Annotated in this window: 17 protein-coding genes; 6 read left to right on the top strand and 11 right to left on the bottom strand. The window is 68.1% G+C overall.

What is annotated here, in order from left to right:
• The first annotated feature begins 39 nt into the window (after positions 1-39).
• Positions 40-1,722 (top strand): mechanosensitive ion channel family protein, encoded by a 1,683-nt coding sequence (locus CBM981_RS00370; protein WP_087066727.1) that lies wholly within the window; start codon positions 40-42, stop codon positions 1,720-1,722.
• 238 nt (positions 1,723-1,960) lie between these two features.
• On the top strand, positions 1,961-2,476 hold the full coding sequence (locus tag CBM981_RS00365; RefSeq protein ID WP_087066725.1) for a hypothetical protein: 516 nt from the start codon (positions 1,961-1,963) through the stop codon (positions 2,474-2,476).
• A 244-nt stretch (positions 2,477-2,720) separates the two neighbouring features.
• Here the strand turns inward: CBM981_RS00365 and CBM981_RS00360 are convergent, their stop codons facing one another.
• On the bottom strand, positions 2,721-3,068 hold the full coding sequence (locus CBM981_RS00360) for a hypothetical protein (protein ID WP_225867442.1): 348 nt from the start codon (positions 3,066-3,068) through the stop codon (positions 2,721-2,723).
• Between the two features lie 241 nt (positions 3,069-3,309).
• Between CBM981_RS00360 and CBM981_RS00355 the strand changes: the two genes are divergently transcribed.
• Positions 3,310-4,836: an IS5 family transposase gene (locus tag CBM981_RS00355; RefSeq protein ID WP_225867339.1), complete on the top strand. Its 1,527-nt coding sequence runs from the start codon at positions 3,310-3,312 to the stop codon at positions 4,834-4,836.
• 28 nt (positions 4,837-4,864) lie between these two features.
• On the opposite strand, the gene CBM981_RS15075 is transcribed toward CBM981_RS00355, so the two are convergent.
• Together CBM981_RS15075 and CBM981_RS15070 are read right to left on the bottom strand one after the other, a co-directional pair.
• The gene (locus CBM981_RS15075) at positions 4,865-5,338 is read right to left on the bottom strand and encodes a hypothetical protein (RefSeq protein ID WP_157665273.1); all 474 of its coding nucleotides are present in this window, start codon (positions 5,336-5,338) and stop codon (positions 4,865-4,867) included.
• A 563-nt stretch (positions 5,339-5,901) separates the two neighbouring features.
• Positions 5,902-6,051 carry a hypothetical protein gene (locus CBM981_RS15070; RefSeq protein ID WP_157665272.1) on the bottom strand — a complete coding sequence of 50 codons (150 nt, stop codon included), beginning with the start codon at positions 6,049-6,051 and terminating at the stop codon, positions 5,902-5,904.
• 78 nt (positions 6,052-6,129) lie between these two features.
• On the opposite strand from CBM981_RS15070, the gene CBM981_RS00350 reads away from it, so the two are divergent.
• Entirely contained in the window at positions 6,130-6,771 is a 642-nt protein-coding gene (locus CBM981_RS00350; protein ID WP_087066723.1) for an alpha-ketoglutarate-dependent dioxygenase AlkB, read from the top strand.
• A 95-nt stretch (positions 6,772-6,866) separates the two neighbouring features.
• On the opposite strand, the gene CBM981_RS00345 is transcribed toward CBM981_RS00350, so the two are convergent.
• Complete coding sequence (locus CBM981_RS00345) at positions 6,867-8,369, bottom strand: arylsulfatase (RefSeq protein ID WP_087066721.1); 1,503 nt, start codon at positions 8,367-8,369, stop codon at positions 6,867-6,869.
• An 83-nt stretch (positions 8,370-8,452) separates the two neighbouring features.
• Between CBM981_RS00345 and CBM981_RS00340 the strand changes: the two genes are divergently transcribed.
• Positions 8,453-9,427: a helix-turn-helix domain-containing protein gene (locus CBM981_RS00340; protein WP_087066720.1), complete on the top strand. Its 975-nt coding sequence runs from the start codon at positions 8,453-8,455 to the stop codon at positions 9,425-9,427.
• A gap of 21 nt (positions 9,428-9,448) precedes the next feature.
• Here CBM981_RS00340 and CBM981_RS00335 read toward each other — a convergent pair whose 3' ends face one another.
• From CBM981_RS00335 to CBM981_RS00325, 3 genes are read right to left on the bottom strand one after another with little or no spacing between them, the layout of a single operon-like run.
• Positions 9,449-10,471: an HAD family phosphatase gene (locus tag CBM981_RS00335; RefSeq protein WP_087066718.1), complete on the bottom strand. Its 1,023-nt coding sequence runs from the start codon at positions 10,469-10,471 to the stop codon at positions 9,449-9,451.
• A gap of 9 nt (positions 10,472-10,480) precedes the next feature.
• Positions 10,481-12,175, bottom strand: a complete 1,695-nt coding sequence (locus CBM981_RS00330; RefSeq protein WP_225867441.1) for a SulP family inorganic anion transporter — start codon at positions 12,173-12,175, stop codon at positions 10,481-10,483.
• A gap of 4 nt (positions 12,176-12,179) precedes the next feature.
• Positions 12,180-12,629, bottom strand: coding sequence for a Fur family transcriptional regulator (locus CBM981_RS00325; RefSeq protein ID WP_225867440.1), 450 nt, complete (start codon positions 12,627-12,629; stop codon positions 12,180-12,182).
• Positions 12,630-12,733: 104 nt separating this feature from the next.
• Between CBM981_RS00325 and CBM981_RS00320 the strand changes: the two genes are divergently transcribed.
• Positions 12,734-13,687, top strand: coding sequence for an NAD(P)-dependent oxidoreductase (locus tag CBM981_RS00320; protein ID WP_087069066.1), 954 nt, complete (start codon positions 12,734-12,736; stop codon positions 13,685-13,687).
• On the opposite strand, the gene CBM981_RS00315 is transcribed toward CBM981_RS00320, so the two are convergent.
• Genes CBM981_RS00315 through CBM981_RS00300 form a run of 4 tightly spaced genes read right to left on the bottom strand, consistent with a single transcriptional unit; the run spans position 13,669 to position 17,298 of the window.
• Complete coding sequence (locus CBM981_RS00315) at positions 13,669-14,658, bottom strand: lysylphosphatidylglycerol synthase domain-containing protein (protein ID WP_087066712.1); 990 nt, start codon at positions 14,656-14,658, stop codon at positions 13,669-13,671. The two genes, CBM981_RS00320 and CBM981_RS00315, sit on opposite strands and share 19 nt — an antisense overlap.
• Positions 14,655-15,911 (bottom strand): LarC family nickel insertion protein, encoded by a 1,257-nt coding sequence (locus CBM981_RS00310; protein ID WP_087066710.1) that lies wholly within the window; start codon positions 15,909-15,911, stop codon positions 14,655-14,657. The genes CBM981_RS00315 and CBM981_RS00310 overlap by 4 nt, the downstream gene beginning before the upstream one ends.
• On the bottom strand, positions 15,911-16,555 hold the full coding sequence (locus CBM981_RS00305) for a hypothetical protein (RefSeq protein WP_087066708.1): 645 nt from the start codon (positions 16,553-16,555) through the stop codon (positions 15,911-15,913). Before CBM981_RS00305 ends, CBM981_RS00310 begins: the two co-directional genes overlap by 1 nt.
• Positions 16,552-17,298 (bottom strand): DUF554 family protein, encoded by a 747-nt coding sequence (locus tag CBM981_RS00300; protein WP_087066706.1) that lies wholly within the window; start codon positions 17,296-17,298, stop codon positions 16,552-16,554. Before CBM981_RS00300 ends, CBM981_RS00305 begins: the two co-directional genes overlap by 4 nt.

Raw genomic sequence — 17,298 nt, 5'->3', positions numbered from 1 at the left:
AGCCCGCAGGGCCCTTCCTCTCGATCGGTCACCCAATCCATGCGCCTGCGTGATCGTTTCCGGCGGCCGGCCTGGCTCGGCAGGCTGGGCCTCGGGCTTGCAGCCCTGGCCGCGGTTCTCGTGATGGGCCTGGCCACACCGGCCCAGAGCTTCATCCTGCTGGATCAGAAGGAGGTGCCCGAGGGCTGCGCCGCCGAACCGGCGGCCATCCGCCTCGATGGCCAGAAGGTGCTGGAGGTGCGCAGCACCGCCGGCGCCGAGAGCGTCACCACGGTGGCCGAACGGGGCAGCAGGACCCTGCTGCAGCTGGCCCAGAACCTCACGATCGCCCCTGGCGACATTGGGGTGAAACACCTGGACAGCGAGAGCTTCATCGTGCTGCAGCAACAGGGCGAGCCTGTACGCCGGCTCGGGGTGATGAACAAGCGGATCGCCCGCTGCTACGGCATGGAGCCCAGGCGACTGGCGGAACTCAGCCGCGACCAGATCCGCGCCGCGATGGTGCGCTACCGCGAGGCCCATTCCCTGCAGTCGTGGCTGCGCGGCAGCGCCCTGGCGGCGCTGGTCCTGGCGGTGTACGTGGTGTGGCTCCGCCTCCAGTTCCGTCTCAACGGTCGGATCCGGCACCTGATCGCCAGCCGCGAACGCTTCCTGCTGCAGCAGCTGGCACGGTTCGGGCTCTCCGCCCTTTTGGAACCGGCGCAGGTACGGCGCCTGCTGCAGGGCGTGCGCAGCACCGTGCACTGGGCTGTGCTGCTGCTGATCAGCTATCTGCTGGTGCCCTTGCTGCTGGGCTTCTTCCCCCCCACCCAGGGCATTGCCAGCGGCCTGCGCCAGCAGCTGCGCACGGTGACCCTGGGGCTGCTGAACGGGGTGGTGGCCGCCATCCCCAACCTGCTCACGATCGCGGTGATCATCGGCCTCGGGGTGCTGGTGGTGCGGGCCAGCAACGGCGTGTTCGATGCCCTGCGACTCGGCCGCCTGCGCATCCCGGGCTTCTACCGGGAGTGGGCGCGGCCCACCTCCCGGCTGGTGGCCCTGCTCATCGCCGTGGCGACCCTGGTGATCGCCTTCCCCTACATCCCCGGCTCCGGCAGCAAGGCATTTCAGGGGGCCGGCCTGTTCGTGGGGGTGTTTGCGGCGCTGGGCTCCAGTGCCGTAGCCGCCAACATCATCAGCGGCCTGATGCTGATCTACACGCGGGCGTTCCGGGAAGGTGACTTCGTTGAACTCAATGGCGTGCTCGGGACGGTGCAGGACCGCACCCTGCTGGTGACCCGGGTACAGACGCCCCACAACCAGCTGGTGAGCATTCCCAACGCCACCGTGATCAGCAACGCCGTGGCGAACTACAGCTTCTCCCGCCGGGAGATCCGTCAGCCGGTGGCGCTGGCCTGCACAATCACGATCGGCTACGACGTGCCCTGGCGCCAGGTGGAAGCGCTGATGCTGGCCGCCGCCCGCAGCGTGGAGGGGGTGACCGATGAAATGGAGCCCTTCGTGCTGCAGACGGCCCTGAACGACTTCCACATCAGCTATGAGCTCACCGCCTTCCTGCGGGATGCCAACACCTACCGGCTGAGCCTCTCGCAGCTGCATGCGGCGCTGCAGGACAAGTTCGCGGAAGCCGATGTGGAAATTCTCTCGCCGGGCTACCACGCTGTTCGGAACGGCAACCCCAGCACGGTGCCGAAGACGTCGTCGCCAGCTGCAGAGGTCTGAGCCATGGGAGCCTGGGCGTGGCCATAGGCGCTGCCATTGCACCTGCGCAAATGATGTGGATCGCAAGGGCCGCATCTCATCAGAATGTCGAGAAACAGTCACCTCCATGCGTGTGGTCTCTGCGGATGGGATCTGGTTTCGCCCGGCAACATGGAGCCGACCTGGCGATGTTGATCTTTGCAGTCTCCGCCGCCTGATACCATGGTATGACCGTGTAAACAGAGTGGCGTATTTACACATGAACTACCTCCAGTTTCCTCGGTGTCCCGCCGCGGGCTTTGCCCTACTCCTGTTGCTGAGCCCTGCTGCCAGCCAGGCCCAGATGATGACAGGCTGTCGCCTGGTTCAGGGCACCCTCCAGTGCGTGCCTGGCCTCACTGCCGATCCTCAGAAGCAGATTCAGATCCTCGATCAGGAGATCACCAACACAGAGCGAGAGGAAGGATCCATCGAACAGACAATCCAGGGCCTGCAAGGTCTCCAACTCCGTGGTGAAGCGTATGAAGGTGCAGTATTGACGGCCTTCCTGCAGGGAGCCATGGTGAGTGAGCTCGCTCCGCTGAACTATCACTGGTACCAACGCGCTGCCGGCGCGGACAGCTGGGTACTGATTGAGGCCGCAAGCGGACCAACGTACAAGCCCGGCGCAGGAAACATCGGCCAATCGCTGATGGTGGTAGTCACCGTCAGTGAACCTGATGGCGTGAAACGGATCAGTTCAACACCTGTGGGCCCGATTCAACCAGCAAAATAGTTGTCATCGCTGGACATCGAAAGCTGTCCAGCCCATGAGTTCCCCTGCCGGAGTCACCCCAGCAATTCCACCGTCCGATTTTGGCGACAAGGCGACAAAGATACTGTCGATGTGTGCAACGCAGGCTGAACACAGATCAACCGCCCCACCGCGAGGGGGTTGAGCACTGAACAGTGGAGTTCTCGCTGGCAGACCGCATGGTCACACCAGCCAGTGATGGACTGCTGATTCAGGGGAGCGCGGATTAACGGGGAAACAGAAACTGGAATTGCGCCCTCAGAGTCCAATCCCCAGCAGCCTCTGGCTTGACGACATTCCAGTAGGCCTGAAGCGTGGCATTCATCATCTGATCACCGATCGCGAACACCCTGCCAAAGCCACCACCGACGGGGACCGTCCACTCTTCGTCTCCCCGAGGTGCTTGCCAGTTGGCGGTGACAATGGGAGCGGACACCAGATACCATCCGTTGGGCAGGTTGTAGTTCACGAATGGCTGCACCAACAGCTGATTGACTGACTCGCGATCACTGGCGCCGGCAAACGACCAGACATTGTTCCCCACCGCCCCGAACACCATGCGCTCGGTGGTCACAACCACCACCGCGGCGGGGCCGGCACTCCATTTCCCCTGCCCCAGCACGTCATCCGTGGCTGTAGGCAGCACAAAGGTTGGGCCTACACCCCAGGTGACCCTGCCCTTTGATATCGGCACTAAATAGGGCCTCCTGAGAAAAGCCACATCCACTGCAGCGCAATGGATGTGAGCAGTTTTCTCGGCTAAAATGTACGAGATTGGGCTCGTTTGCGCCCAAAAGCCGCCCAGAGTTTTCCACATGTACCGACGTGAGCATCGTGATCAGCTCTCGTTCGAGGACTTCTTCCTGCCGTTTGGAGGAAAGCTCTCTGGTGACAATCGCTGGATCAAGCTGGCTGAGCTGATCCCATGGGATGAGCTGGAAGGTGACTATGCAGCTCAGTTCTGCAAGGGCTTTGGCGCCCCGGCAAAGCCATTTCGCATGGCACTGGGCGCCCTGATCATCAAGGCCCGCATGGGGCTGACTGATGAAGAACTGGTTGAGCAAATCAAAGAGAACCCCTATCTCCAGTTCTTCATCGGCCTGGAGGCATTTCAGTACTCGGCTCCGTTTGACCCATCAATGATGGTGTACTTCCGGAAGCGGCTGCCAGATTCGGTCGTGAATGACTGCAATGAACGAATCGTGCGTCACGGTCTGAACGTGATCCGTTCGTCTGCAGTTGATGAGCACGACAGCAGCGATGGAGGCGGAGCCGGGAGCGCAGCTGATCAGAAGATTGAATCCAAAACGCCACGGCCAAATCAGGGGTCACTGCTGATTGATGCGACATGCGTTCCGGCAGATATTCGGCATCCAACGGATCTCTCGCTGCTCAATGAAGGCCGAGAGCTCACCGAGACTCTGATCGATGCCATGTATTCGCAGGTCAGAGAGTCCTTTGGTCACAAACCACGAACGCATCGGAAGCAGGCCAGGCAGCAGTTCCTCGCCGTGGCCAAGAAAAAACGCCCTCGGTTTCTCAAGATCCGCAAAGCGATCAAGCAACAGCTTGGGCATCTCAAGCGCAACCTTGCCAACATTGACGCCCTGACAGCCTGTGGCGCAAGCCTTCTGGCGGCTGGGCGGCATGCCTATCAGAAGCTGTTGGTTGTCAGTGAGCTGGTCCGCCAGCAGAACATTCTCTATCGCTCAGACACCAGAAGTATTCCCGCTCGCATCGTCAGCCTCTGTCAAGCGCACATCAGGCCAATTGTTCGCGGCAAGGCGAGGTGCAATGTTGAGTTCGGCGCCAAGATCTCACTTTCTGTCACCGATGAAGGATTTGCTTTCCTGGATCGGCTGAGCTTTGACCCCTACAACGAAGGGGAAGATCTGAAAGTTCAGGCCCAAGCCTATCGTCGTCGATACGGCTGCTATCCGGAGGTGATCTGCGCTGATCAGATCTACCGCACAAGATCAAATCGGGCATTCTGCCAGCGTCACGGCATTCGGCTGAGTGGGCCTCGTCTTGGTCGCCCGAAGAATGATCCGGAGTTGGTGGCAGCCGAGAGGCGGCAGTTCGTTGATGATCAAAGGCGGCGCAATGCTGTTGAAGGCAAGATCGGTCAAGGCAAGCGTCGCTATGGATTGGGATTGATCCGAGAGAAACTGCCGGCAACACAGGGTTCATCCATCGCGATGAATGTCCTGGTCATGAACCTCCAGAAGCTCCTGGAGCTTCTTTGTCTCTATTTTGTGCTCTGCTGGCAACTCTTGGTCTCCGCCGCACGGGCTCTGAGCTCCAGCAGCAGAGAGCTGAGTTGTCAGCTCAGCGGGGCCTGAGGATCACTCAGAGGTCGCCCGGGCAGGCTCATTGTGGTGCGCATTGCCCGCGGCTCACTTTCTCAGGAGGCCCTAAATAGAACTGGGGATTGATATCCCCCAGACCAAAGGCGCTGGCTTGACCCGTGGCTGCTGCGGGTTGGTTGATCACTGGCACAATCGTGCGGGTGACCAACAGCAGACGCTTGCTGAGTGGAACCGGAATCACCGGTTGAATGTTGAGCACGTTGGGCGTGCCCTCTCCGGCTGGGCCGGCGCCGAAATTGGTGTTGTTCTGAAAAGGCAGGCTGATCAGGTTGGCGATGGGGTTCTGCGCCTCCTTGGCCAGGGCTGCCGCATCGGATGCGGTGGGATTCTGTTCAGCGGATGTCTGCTCTGCGGATCCAGCGTCACCTGGAGGAGGAGCTGATTGCTCAGCCTCTGACGGAGCCTGCACCAACCGCCGTGAGCTTGCGGGGTGGTCGACCGCCGCGTTTTGATCACGGGTGATGGGTCGTCGCAAGGGCGCAGGAAGTCCTGACGGGGCAGACTCCTTGGAGAGGCTCGGAGGGTGGACACTGGCAATGGCTGCGCATGCCAGCGTGCATGGCATCAGCCAGAGGAGGCGCTTGATCAAGGCCGCCAATCCCGCAGAAAGGACGGGACTGTAAGCGACAACAACAGGGTCAATCCTTGGATTGTGTTGCGATTCACCAACAACAACTAACAGGAGCGCGGCAGCCCGATCGTCCAGGGTCAGGAGCCTTCGACGTCCGGGACATTCGACGTCCGGGACATTCGACATCCGGCATTTGATCATGGGCCCTCTCCATAATCAGCGGGCCATGAAAGCCCTACGTAGCCGCGAAGAGCACTGTTGCAGCTGAGAATGCCGCTGAGATGGTCTGACCTTGAGCCCTTTCTACAGGTGGGGGCAGCCACTCAGCCCAGGCTGTTCAACAACAAGCCTCCACCGCAGGGCCCAGTTCAGGGCCTCGATCACCGCAGAGGGACCCGTGCGGCGCCGCTGCTGCCACCGATCTGCAGCGCCGTGAACTGGCGCTGTGCTCTGGTGGGGTGCGAGCTTCATGCCCTCAACAGGTGCACTCGGCGGGAGTGATGGGTGCGCAGCAGCGCCTGCTGCAGCATCACGGCCTCATGCCGGTCCACACAGCTGGCGAACGGACGGTGATCCAGGTAGACGAGATGGAGGTCCTTGGACCAGAAGGCAGCCATGGCCGTGATTTCAGGTTCTCTTAAGGTTCTAGGCGGGGCCGAATGACGGCTGCAATCGGTTCATGTACCCATGCCCCCATGGAGGCACGCCAGCTCCCCCTGTTCGCCGCGGATCCAGCAGCGGCTGAGCCCCCGGCCGGGTCTGAGCCGGGTGCGGTGCGGCTGGAGCGTCAGGCGTTGGCCGAGGGCGAGGCCACGGCGCTGTTTCAGGCCCTCCAGGCGCTGCCGGGCTGGAGGCAGGACACGATCCGCCTCTACGGCCGCGTCCACCCCGTGCCGCGGCTGCACCGTTGGTTCGCCGACGCCCGCCAGACCTACCGGTGGTCGGGATTGGTGATGCGCCCCGAGCCGTTTCCGGAGGCGTTGCAACCGCTGCTGCAGCGGCTGCGGGAGGCCAGCGGCGTGCCCTTCAACACCGCCCTGGCCAACCTCTACCGCGATGGGCAGGATTCGGTGGCCTGGCACGCCGATGACGAGCCCGAACTCGGCCCCCGGCCGGTGATCGCCAGCCTGAGCCTGGGGGCAACGCGGCGGTTTCTGATGCGCAGCAAGGCCGATCACGGCCAACGGCGATCGTTCGAGCTCAGCCATGGTTCGGTGCTGTGGATGGCGGGCTCCACCCAGGAGCACTGGCAGCACTGCCTTCCGAGAACCACACGCCCGGTGGGTGCCCGGATCAACTTCACCTTCCGCGCCATGGGCCGCGCCATGGGCGGCTGAGGCGGGCGCTCTGCAGCGCAGGCGGAAGGGGAGGTGACCGGCAGGGCTGAGCGAGGGGGAACGATCGCCACCGCCAGCCGCCGCCCCCTGACCCCTCAGGAGAGCCCCGTGGTGCTGGTCATCTTCTCCATCACGTCCGCGAGGGAGAAACTGGCGGCCTTCTGGCGCGGCGGGAATTCCTGGAAGGTGGCCAGGAACTGGGCCACATAGGCCTGGGCCGGCACCAGCAGGAACACGTGGTCGAGGATCCAGTCCCAGTATGTGTTGGAGGTGATGTCAGCCCGCTCGTAGGGGTCGGTCTTGAGGTTGAAGATCTTCGGCACCCGCAAGGTCACGAAGGGTTCCGCCCAGATCTGCAGGGTGCCGGTGGCCCGTTGCTCCATGAACACCATCTTCCAGTTGTCGTAACGAAGGGCCGTGAGGTCGCCGTCGTCGGAGAAGTAGAAGAACTCCACCCGCGGGCTCTTGTCGGTCTTGCCCGTCCAGTAATCGAGCATGTTGTAGCCGTCGAGATGCACGTGGTAGTGCCGGCTGCCCGCCTGGTGGCCGGCCTTGAGCTTCTCCTTGATCTCGGGCTCACCGGCCGCGGCCAACAGGGTGGGCAGCCAGTCGAGGTGGCTCACGATCTCGGTGAACAGTGTGCCGGGGGCGATCCTGCCGGGCCAGCGGATCAGGGCCGGCACGCGGTAGGCCCCCTCCCAGTTGGAGTTCTTCTCGTTGCGGAACGGGGTCATGCCGGCATCGGGCCAGCTGTTCATGTGGGGCCCGTTGTCGGTGCTGTACATCACGATCGTGTCGTCGGTGACGCCCAGCTCATCGAGCAGGTTGAGCATCTCGCCGATGCACTCGTCGTGGTAGATCATCACGTCGTGGTATTCCGACTGCCAGCGCCCCGACTGGCCCAGATCCTGGGGACGGGCGTGGGTGCGGAAGTGCATGTGGGTGGTGTTGAACCACACGAAGAAGGGCTCGCCGGAGGCCACCGCATCGCGGATGAACCGCTTGGCCTCCTTCATGAACTCCTCATCGGCCGTCTCCATCCGCTTCTTGGTGAGCGGGCCGGTGTTCTCGATCCGCTGGGTGCCATCCGGGTTGGCCCAGGAGTGCAGCACGCCACGGGGGCCGTAGTTCTTGCGGAAATTCGGGAAGTCCTCAGGCTGGGGATAATCGCGCAGTTCCGGCTCCTCCTCCGCATTGAGGTGATAGAGGTTGCCGAAGAACTCGTCGAAGCCGTTGTTGGTGGGCAGGTGCTCGTCCCGGTCGCCGAAGTGGTTCTTGCCGAACTGGCCGGTGCGGTAACCCAGCGGCTTGAGCAAGCCGGCGATGGTGGGGTCCTCGGTGCGGTAGCCCAGCTCAGCGCCGGGCAGGCCCACCTTGCTGAGGCCCGTGCGGAACACGCTCTGGCCGGAGATGAAGGCGGCGCGGCCGGCGGTGCAGCTCTGCTCGGCGTAGTAGTGGATGAAGCGGCCGCCCTCCTTGGCGACCCGGTCGATGTTGGGGGTCTGGTACCCCATCAGGCCGTCGCTGTAGCAGCTGAGGTTGCTCTGGCCGATGTCATCGCCCCAGAGGATCAAGATATTGGGCTTGCCGTTGGGCATGGTGGTGAGGGAGACCGTTCACTCCTCTGCACTATGGCCATGGAGCACGTGGGCAAACACTCCGAAAGTGCGAATTTTTTCCGATGCCCGATCCGCTGACGGTTGAAGGAGTCGAGAGCCTCCAGGCGCTGCTGGCCCGCGGTGGCCTGGCGGTGACGGTGACCCAGCTCGCCAGGGGCAGGCTGGGTGGAGATCTGCTCGCGCTCCAGCTGGGGCCGCTGCAGCTGCTGCGCATCCGCCTCGATCGGGCCATCCACTGCGCCGGCCCCAAACCGGCTGAGCGCCAACTGGTGAGCCTCGATCTGGCCAGGAGCCCCAACGACCATGCCACGTCGGCCGCCGCGATCCGCAGCCATGGCCAGCCCCTGCTGCCCAGGGCCCTGTTCGGGCTCTCCGCCAGCGGCGAGATCCATCTCACCACCTTCGGCCGGTGCGACCTGGCGCTGCTGATCATCGAGCGGCGGGAGTTTCTGCGCCGGGCGGAGCGGCTCGGCTGCCCGGTGCTGGAGGAGGTCCTGGCCCGCAACTGGCTCGCTGTGGAGCCCGTGCGGTTCTCTCGGCTGCGGCGGTACCTGCACCAGCTGCTCGGGGCACTCGAGGCTGCCCCGACCCTGCAGCAGGTGAGCGGGTTCGAGGCGCTGGTGAGCGGGGATCTGATCCCCCTGGTGCTGGAAGCCCTCGTGCATGGTTGGGATGGCGCCAGTCGGCTGGCGCGGGCCCCCTCACGGATCGAGCTGGTGAAGGCGGCCCAGCACTGGATGGAGGCCCACCCAGGCCAGCCGATCCAGCTCGAGGGCCTCTGCCGGGAGGTGCACACGAGCCGCCGCAGCCTGATCCAGGGCTTCCGGGAGCACCTGGGGATGGGTCCGATGACCTACCTGCGGCTTCAGCGCCTGCACGGCATCCGCCGCAACCTCCTGGAGGCCGAGCCAGACCAGACGACGATCGGCGCCCTCGCCACCGCATGGGGCTTTCTCAACCCGGGCCACTTCGCCCGGCAGTATGCCGAGCTGTTCGGGGAGCGGCCCTCCGACACCCTGGCGAGCAACCGGAAATGACGCCAAAGCGCTCGGGCCCGTTCACTCGCCTGAGGGATCCGCAAACACCCGCAGCCAGTCGCGGCGCATGCTCACCAGGATCCAGCCCCGCCCCGGAGCCTCGCTGAGGCCGCGGTCCAGCCGGCCGATGGGTGACGCCTTGTCATAGGCCACCTCCCGCTCACCGTCGTCGTGGTGCACCAGCACGCCGAGGCGGGGGCCGGCGCCGGCGGTGGTCCACTCCAGCATCTCGACGTCGCCATCGGAATTGCCGAAGGCCGCCAGGGGCCGGCGGCCGATCAGGGCCTCGATGGCCAGCGGCTTGGCGGGCCCGTCGTTGATCAGCTCAGGCTCGGGCAGCCGCAGAATCGACACGGCGCCGTCCTTCGCCCTGTAGTGGGTTTTGATCCGGGAGCCGATCACCTGCTCCGGCGGCACGCCATACAACTCCTCGCCCACCACGCGCATGAAGGCGGTGCCCCCGGCCGACACCAGGTAGGTGCGGAAGCCCTGGCTGCGCAGGTAGGCGAGCAGCTCCTGCATCGGCAGATAGGCCATCTCCGTGTAGGGGCGCCCGGTGCGCGGGTGCCGGGCCGTGGCGAACCACTCCCGCACCACGGCACTGAAGGCTTCGGTGCTGAGGCCCGCATGGGTGAGCCCCACCAGCTCCAGGATCCCGGCCATGCCGAGGCTGCTGAGGTCGCGGTCCTGGCCAGGAGCCACGGCCTGGGCGATGGCGGGGTTCTCCAGCAGGGTGGGATCGGTGGCGGCGAGCTGGCGCGCCCGATCGATGGCGAAGGCCAGCTGGATGTACATGGGCTGCTCCGACCAGAGCGTGCCGTCGTTGTCGAACACGGCGATCCGCTCCGCCGGCGCCACGAAACCCGGGGCACCAGGCGTGGTGACGGCCGCCACGAACTCCAGGATCCGCTGCCTGGCGCTGCCCTCACGCCAGGAGGGAAGCGGTTGGTCGGTGGGGACGGCGGGGTTGGCGGTGGCGGCGGCGAGGGGTGCCATCCAGAGCAGCGGGGCGAGCAGGAGGGAGGGAAGCAGGGTACGGACCATGGAGCCGGCTCAAGCGTGGGAGGGGTCTGATGACGGGCTGGCGTCCTCCAGGTAGCGCCGCACCGCCCGCTCCACATTGCGCCGCATCCGTGCCCGGCCCAGCCGCTGGCCCAGTTCCGAGCGGCGCACCACCGCCAGCACCGCGGGGTTGAGGCCGGCCAGCCACAGCTCGATGCCCTGCTGGCGCAGCTGATCCTCGGCCTGGGTGAGGGCCTTGAGGGCGGTGTACTCCAGGTCGATCAGGGCACTGGCATCGAGCACCAGCACCCGGGGCCTGTGCTGCTCGATCAGGGCGCGGATCCGGGCGGCCACACCCTCGGCATTGGCGAAAAACAGGCGCCCCTCCGCCCGCACCAGCAGCAGGCCGGGCCAGGTTTCGTCATCGGGATGGCGCGGCGAGAGCGGGCGGAACACGCTGGTGCCCGGCTTGCGGCCGATGGCATACACGGGCGGATGGATCTCCTGCTGCACCAGGGCCACCAGCGAGAGGATCACCGCCACCAGGATTCCCTTGAGAGTGCCGAGCAGCACCACCCCCAGGAAGGCCACCAGGGCCCAGCGGAATTCCACGTGCCGCACCCGGCGGATCGCCAGGAACTCGGCCGGCGTGATCATCGGCACGGCGTAGACCACCACCACCACCGCCAGGGCGGCCTGGGGCAGGGCGGCGATCAGCGGCGCCAGCACCAGCAGGGTGGCCAGGGCGGTGGCCGCCGTGACCAGGGCCGCCAGCTGGGTACGGGCGCCCGCCTGGCGGTTCACCGCCGTCTGGGAGGTGCCCCCACCGGCTGCCATGGCCCCGAAGCAGGCCCCCACGGCATTGGCCGCCCCCAGGGCCAGCAGCTCCCGGTTCGCATCCGGTGGTGGCTCCTGGGGAGCGCGGAAGGCCCGGGCGGCGGCGGCGCTCTCCGTGAAGCTCATCACGGCGATGCCCACGGCGGCGGGCCACAGCTGAGCGGTGCGGGCGAGCGGGGGCAGAGCGAACGAGGGCAGCCCCGCCGGCACCGCGCCGATCACCGCCACGCCGTGCTGCGCCAGGCCCAGGCCGGCACTGACCACCACCGCCGCGGCCACCACCAGCAGGGGCGCCGGCAGCTGGGGCCAGCGGCGCTGCAGGCCGATCAGCAGCGCCACCAGCAGGGCCGAGAGGGCCACCGTGGCCAGGGACGCCGCGGGGATGCGCGCCGCCACGGCCGCCAGATCGCGGAAGAAGCCGGCCTTTTCGATCGACACGCCGAGCAGCTTGGGCAGCTGGTCCACCACGATCACCAGCCCGATGCCGGATTTGAACCCCACCAGCACCGACTCGGAGATGAAGCTGGCCAGAAAGCCGAGCCGCAGCACCGCGGCGCCGATCAGCATGGCTCCCACCAGCAGGGAGAGCAGCGCACTGGTGGCCAGGACCTGGCCCGGGGCGGCTCCACTGGAGACCCGATCCAGTTCGCTGCCCACCAGGATCGCCAGGGTGGTGGTGCTGCTCACGCTCAGGGGCCTGGAGGTGCCGAGCAGGGCGTACACCAGCATCGGCACCAGGGCCGTGGTGAGGCCCACCTGCACCGGCAGGCCGGCAATGGTGGCGAAGGCCATCGCCTTGGGCAGCACCACGGCCGCCGTGGTGAGCCCGGCCAGCACATCGGGCTGCAGCCAGTCACTCCGGTAGGCACACACCCAGGCAGGCAGGCGAGGGAGACGCAGGAAAGACACCGGCTCAGGCGCTCTCGGCGCAGCGCGGGCAGAGGGCCCGCACGGTGAGCACGCACTCCAGCAGCCGGAAGGCGTGGGCCGCAGCGGCATCCTCCCCGGCCGCCAGCACGGCCGTGTTCTCGAACTCCTCGGTGCGGCCGCAGCGCACGCACACCAGGTGGTGGTGATCCCGGTGGGTGTCGCCGGCCAGCTCGAAACGGCGGCCGCCCTCCGGCAGTTCCAGCTCCTGGAGCAGCCCCATCGAGCTGAGCAGCCGCAGCGTGCGGTACACCGTGGCCAGGGACACCCGCTCCTGGGCCTTCAGCAGCCGCTGGTGCACCTCTTCGGCGCTGAGGTGGGTGCCTTCGCCGATGCGCTCGAACAGGGCCAGCACCCGCTGGCGCTGGGGCGTGAGGCGCTGCCCGCGGTCATGCAGGCTGGTGCGCAGGCCGTCGCTGGTGGTGGCCGCGGTCACCACCGGGCCCGCCGCAGCGCCGGGTGGGGGTCCAAGGTTGGATGGGACAGGCACCGCAAACAGCCCCGGCTTCTCAACAATAGGTTCAGTTGCGAAGCATGGCCATGGCGTCCGGCTCCACCCCCTCCCCGTCTGCGGACGCCGCAGCCCCCCGGGCCGTGTTCCTGGATGCCCTCAGCCTCGGCCCGGTGGATCTGGCGCCGATCGCCGCCGAGGCCCACCTCCGCTGCTGGCCCAGCACCAGCCTGGAGGAACGGCTGCCGCGGCTGCAGGGGGCGGAGGTGGCGATCACCAACAAGGTGCCCCTCGATGGGCCCCTGCTGGCCCAGCTGCCGCAGCTGCGACTGATCTGCACCGCCAGCACCGGCACCGATCAGCTCGATCTGCGGGCCTGCGAGGCCCGGGGCATCACGGTGCGCCATGCGGGCCGCTACAGCCAGCCTTCGGTGGTGCAGATCACCTGGGCCCTGATCCTGGAGCTCACCTGCCAGCTGCAGCTCCGGCGCGAGCAGGTGCACTCCGGAGCCTGGCAGCGCAGCCCGGTGTTCGCCCTGGTGGAGCCGGCCTTCGACGAGCTGGCCGGCGGCACCCTAACCGTGGTGGGCGCGGGCGACATCGGCCGCGGGGTGGCGGCGGTGGGCGAAGCCTTCGGCATGACGGTGCGCTCCATCACCAGCCGGACGCCTCCCCAGGAGCTGGAGGCGGCCCTGCGCCAGGCCGACGTGGTGAGCCTGCATGCCCCCCTCACCGCCGCCAGCCGCCACCTGATCAATGCCGAGCGCCTGGCCTGGATGAAGGCCACGGCGGTGCTGGTGAACATGGGGCGCGGCGGCCTGATCGACACCCCGGCCCTGGTGCGGGCGCTGCAGGAGGAGCAGTTGGCCGGTGCCGCCCTCGATGTGCTGGAGCGGGAACCGCCGGGCCCGGAACTGGAACCGCTCAAGAGCGTGCCCAACCTGATCCTCACCCCCCACATCGGCTGGGCGTCCCGGCAGGCGCGGCAGCGGCTGGTGGCCACCCTCGCCGCCCACCTCGCGGCCTACCGGGAGAGCCGCTGATCCAGGCGGGCGGTGAGGGCGGCCACCAGATCGGCCAGGGTCACCACCACCCGGTAGCTGATGGCGATGGCCAGCAGGGGCGCCTCGGGGATCTGGCTGCCGAGCCGCAGCAGCAGCACCGCTTCGAACACCCCCAGCCCGCCGGGGGCACCGGGCACCACCAGGCCGGCCGTCCAGGCCAGGGCGAAGCTGGCCAGCCAGCCGGTCCAGTCCAGGGAGCCCTGCAGGTCAAAGGCCGCCACACAGCAGGCGAAGCCACCGAAGCGCACCAGCACGAAGCCCAGCAGGGAGAGCAGGGGCAGCCAGGGGTATCCGCCGGGCAGCGAGGGGATGGGTGGCGGTTCCTCCTGCGGGGGACTCTGCGGTGAGGCCGCCAGGCGGCGGGCCTGGCGCCGCTCGAGGGCGGTGAGCAGGGGCCGCAGCCAGCGGGGCAGCAGCAGGCCAAGCGGCAGCAGGCAGAGCAGGCCGAAGCCGGCCTGCCAGCCATCGAGGGCCACCAGCGCCAGGGCCGCCGCCGCCGCCAGCAGGGGATCGAGCAACACGGCCGCCAGGGCCTGGGGCCAGGGCGCCACCGCCCGCAGCGGCCCGGCCGGATCCCGCAGCAGGGCCAGACGGGTGGTGAGATGCCAGATGCCGCCGGGCAGGAACTTGCGCAGGTTCGTGTCCAGATACATCCGCACCAGCGCCGCCCAGCGGGGCTGCAGCCCGAGCCAGGCCAGCACCACGGCCAGCCCCAGTGCGTTCGCCACCAGGCTGAGCAGGCTCAGCCCCAGCCCCAGCACCAGCCACAGCCAGCCCTGCCCGTCGAGGCTGAGCTGCAGCATCTGGCGGCCGTGGCTGGCCAGAGCCGCCAGCAGGAAGCCGAAGCTGAGCAGGGTGAACCACAGGCCCAGGCCCCCCGGTGGGGAGGGGAGCGTGGGCAGGGACAGCCACGGGGGCAGGGCCGATCGCCAGGCCTTGAGCAGCTTCACGCGATCTCCCCGGAGCCCCCATCCTGGCCGGGCTCCTGCCGCAGGCTGGCCTGCACCACCGCCCGCACCTGATCCAGCGGCAGGGCGTGGCGGCCGGCCAGGGCCAGCAGATCCTCGTGTTCGGGCTTGGGGCGCCAGCGGCCATCGGGCAGGCGGGCCTCCTTGATCCGCACCACGCCCAGGGGGGTGGCCAGGTCCCGGCTGCGGCGCGGCAGCACCCAGCGCGGCTGGTGGCGCTCCCGCAGGCCCAGGGTGCTGCTGTGGCGCCACCACACGGCGCGCAGGGCCTCGGCGGTGGGGGGGGCGGCCAGGGCGGTGACCAGCCAGCCCGCCCTTCCCTTCTTCATCAGAATGCCCTGGCAGAACACCTCCAGGGCACCGGCACTGCGCAGGGCGTCCTGAAAGGCCGCCAGATCCTCCGGGGTGAGGTCATCGATCTGGGCCTGCTGCTCCACCACCGTTTCGCAGCAGGGCTGGCCGGCGCCGGCGGGCAGCGCGTCCCCGTGGGCGCCAGCCGGGGCGAGCGCCGTGGCCAGCACCAGGCGCAGCAGGTTGGGGCGGTCGAGCCGGCGCGTGCCCAGGCCCACCCCCACCCGCTCGGGGCGGTGGGCCGGCGGCAGCCCGAAGCGATCGCTCCACACCGCCGCCAGGGCCAGGCCGGTGGGGGTGGTGAGCTCGCCGGCGGGGAAGCCCTCCGAAGAGGCCAGGGGAATGCCGCGGGCACGGGCGATCTCCAGCACCGCCGGCGCCGGCACCGGCAGCACACCATGGGCCGTGCTGACGCTGCCATGGCCGGCGGGGGGCGGCATGCACTGCAGCTGCTCCACGCCCAGGTGGAGCAGGGCGGCACACACCCCCACCACGTCCACCAGCGCATCGAGGGCGCCCACCTCATGGAAGTGAACGGCGTCGGCCCCATGGCCATGCACCGCCGCCTCGGCCTCCGCCAGCAGCCCGAACACCGCCAGCACCCGGCTGCGCAGGGAGTCAGGCCAGGGGGCCTGCTGCAGGGTGGAGCGCAGGGTGGCCCAGAGGCGATGGGGAGGATCGGCCTCCAGGGGCACCACCTCCAGGTGCAGCCCCCGCAGGCCGCCGCTGCGGCGCTCACTGATCTCCAGCCGGTAGGCGTCAGCCAGCCCGAGGGCGGCGAGGGGCCCATGGACCACCGCCTCGGGCACACCCAGATCGAGCAGGGCCGCCAGCAGCATGTTGCCGGCCAGGCCGGTGGGGCAATCCAGCAGGGCCAGGGCCATCAGCCGGCCTCCGGCTGGCGACGCCCGAGGCGGGGCGCGGCCTCCAGCAGCTTCCGGGCCTCCTCCTCCAGATCCGTGCGGTTGTGGCGCAGGGCCTGCTCCACCTCCCGGCGCGCCCGCCGCTGCTCCCGCTGGGCCGTGGCCACATCCTGGCCGGAGAGGCCCCACAGCCGCCCAAGCAGGGCGCGGTCGTCAGCGCCCCCCTGGCTCTCGCCGTAGACCAGCTCCTCGGCCACCATGCCGGCCTGCAGCACCCGGCTCCAGCGGCGCAGCTCCTCCAGCGGCAGCTTGGCGCTGGCCGGCGGCTCGAGTTCGGTGGTGCCGCCGGCGCTGAGGCCGGCCTGCAGACAGGCCAGGCTGCCGATCAGCACCTGGCGCACCGGCATCGCTTCGTCGCGGGCCACCAGCACATGGCCCGCCTCGTGCACGGCGATGCGCCGCAGCCGCCCCTCCCCGCCCGGCAGGGCTTCGGCCAGCAGATGGCCGCCCCGCCCGCCGAAGCGGGCGGCATCGAAGGTGAGCCCCCCGAGGGACACACCCGCGACCAGGGCGATCCACCAGGGGGAGAGGCCCAGCAGCGGACCCAGCGCGGCGAGCAGGCTCACCAGGGCGACAGCCACACCGGCGGCGAGGGGGGAGGTCATGGCTGCATCGCCCAGCCGAGGGCAGGGGCCAGGGCCAGGGCCACCAGCCCGTTCACCACCGAAGGATGGGGCAGGTTCAGCAGATCCAGGGCCAGGGCAAGCACCAGGATGCCGCCCACGGCGGCGGTGAACAGCACCACCGGCGCGCCGGTGGGATCACTGAAGCCACCCGCCGCCAGGGCGCCGACGCCCGAGAGGGCGAACTGCAGCACCCCCAGAGGCAGGAGCACCCACAGCAGCACCAGTCCCACGGCGGCGGCGAGCACCGCGGCGCTGAGGCCATCGAGGCCGGCCTTCACCAGCAGCAGATCCGGATCCCCCAGAGCGCCGTTGCGGAGGCAGCCCAGCAGGGTCATCGGGCCGATGCAGAAGAGCACGAAGGCCCCGCTCACCACCTCGGCGGCCTGGTCCTGGGAGCCTGCCTGCCCCGGGGGCTCAGCCCGGCCCAGACGCCGCAGCCAGCCTTCCAACCGCTGCTCCAGGGCCAGGCCATGGCCGAAGGCTGTCCCCAGCATCACCACCAGCAGGGCGGCGAGCACCGCCGGGAAGGGACCGAGCCGCAGCGGCCAGAGAGGCTGCACCATCTCGATCGCCAGCAGGAGGGTGAGCACCCCGAGCCACTGCTGCCACTGGCGGGTGAGCTGCGGCTGGAGGCGCCGGCCCAGGGCCGCGCCGCTGAGGCCGCCCAGCAGCACGGTGAGGAGGTTGATCCAGGTGCCACTGGTGGCGGCCCAGAAGGCCAT

This window comes from Cyanobium sp. NIES-981, from assembly GCF_900088535.1.
GTDB lineage: Bacteria > Cyanobacteriota > Cyanobacteriia > PCC-6307 > Cyanobiaceae > NIES-981.
The sequence above is the reverse complement of the archived record's forward strand: the minus strand, read 5'-3'. Positions and strand labels throughout refer to the sequence as shown.